This window comes from Micromonospora sp. ATLC20 (assembly GCF_057196585.1).
On sequence record NZ_JBXUOV010000351.1, the window covers coordinates 1 to 2002 of the forward strand.

The 2002-nt window shown below is 71.2% G+C and carries 1 protein-coding gene; it reads right to left on the reverse strand.

The genetic code is table 11. The features are described from left to right. Nucleotides 1–1963 (reverse strand): condensation domain-containing protein (locus AC2CHG_RS31175; RefSeq protein ID WP_484526183.1); only part of this gene is annotated, 1963 nt, incomplete at its 3' end. Between the last annotated feature and the right edge of the window lie 39 nt (nucleotides 1964–2002).

Sequence of the window (2002 nt, forward strand, 5' to 3'; positions counted from 1 at the left end):
GCGCCCCCGACACCAGAGCCCCGTACACGGCAAACACATCCGACAACACCTGGAACGTGCTCCACCCGTCCAACATCAGATGATGCGAGGTCAGAAAGACGCGAACCCGGTCGTCGCCCAGTTCCGCCAGCACCAACCGCGACAACGGCGCCCGCCCCAGATCCAGACCCGCCAGCCGTTCCCCCTCCGACAACCGGCGCGCCTCGACCTCCTGCTCCCCCGCCGGCAACCCCGACCAGTCCACCCGGCGCACCGGCAACACCACCCGCCGCCACACCACCTGAACCGGCTCCGGCACCCCCTGCCACACCACCGAACTCCGCAACACCGGCGTCCGATCCGCCACCACCTGCCACGCCCGCGCCAACGCGTCCACATCCCGGACGCCTTGCACGACGAACGACACCCGGCCGACGTAGGTGCCCGCCTCCGGGGCCATCAGGGCGTGGAAGAGCATCCCCGCCTGAATCGGCGTCAGCCGGTACACGTCCTCCACCTCACGGCCGTCGCCCACCACCGCGTCCACCGCCGCCTGATCCAGCCCGGCAAGCGGGAAGTCGGCGGGGGTCAGCGCGACGGCCTCCTCCAGCCGGGCGTCGGCAGCCAGGTCCCGCAACGCGTCGGTCAACTGGTCGGCCAGCGCCGCGACGGTCTCCCGGCTGTGGATCTCCGGTGAGTGCACCCAGGTGACGGTCAGCTCGCCGGCCTCGACCGCGGCCACGATGTCGAGCAGATGCATGCGATCGTGTGCAGGGCTCTGGTCCAGACCGATGGTGGCAGCGCGCAGCCGGAACTCCCCGGAACCGCCCGCCTGCCACTGGCCCAGGTAGTTGAAGCTGATCTCCCACCGGTCCGCGACGGACGGATCGGCGCCATCGAGCTGGTGCAACACGCCGTAGCCGAGACCGTGGTCCGGAACGGCGCGCAGCCGTTCCTTGACCCGCCGCACCGTCGTGGCCCAACTGTCGCCGGGCACCGCGACCAGGTCGACGGGGTAGATGGTGGTGAACCATCCCACGGTCCCGCTGAGGTCGACGTCGTCGAAGATCTCCTCGCGGCCGTGCCCCTCCAGCGCGATGCGCACCTGGTCGCCGCCGGTCCAGGGCACCAGCACCCGGCCGAGCGCGGCCAGCAGGACCTCGGTGATCTGGGCTCGGTGCAGGGCCGGAGTCCGCGTGAGCAGGGCCTGCGTACTGGCCTGGTCGAGGCGCCGCACCACCGTACAGGCAGCTCCCGCCCGCCGGCTGCCGGTGCCGTCGACGGGGATGCGGGTGCGGAGCGGGCCGGCCCTTTCAGCCCAGTACGCACGCTGGTCGTCGAGGGCGCCGGCGGCAGCGTGCGCCGCCAGCCGGATCCCCCACTCCTGCAGCGACGTGGTCTTCGCACCCAGGAACACCGGCTCACCGGCCGCGGCCTGCTGGTACGCCGACGACAGGTCGTCGAGCAGGATCCGCCAGGACACGCCGTCGACGACCAGGTGGTGCACGACGAGGAACAGCTCGGCCGGACGGTCCGGGTAGCGGAACAGTTCGGCCCGCACCAGAGGGCCGTGCTCCAGGCTCAGGCTGCGATGGGCGCGCGCGGTCAGCCGCTCGGCCTCCTCCTGCGCCACCTCGGGCGCCATGTCGCTGAGGTCGTGCAGGGTGAGCACGTCATGGGTTTCGGAGGCGAGATTGTGCTGCTGCCACTGTCCGTCCATGCGCAGGTACCTCATCCGGAGCGCGTCATGGCGATCGAGCAGCGCGTCAGTCGCGGCGCGCAGCGCCGCGGTGTCGAGTTCGGCGGGGACCTCCACGACGACGAACTGGTTGAAGTGATCAGGTTCCTCGGGGTGGTGGGTGAGGAAGAGGGACTGCGTCGGAAGCAGTGGTGCCGGGCCGGCCACCTGCCGCTGCACCGGGCCCGGCCGGTCGATCTCCCCCGATTCCAGACCCGCCGCCAACGCCGCCACACTCTGCCGCACGAACAAATCCCGCGACGACAACCACAAACCCGCAGCCCG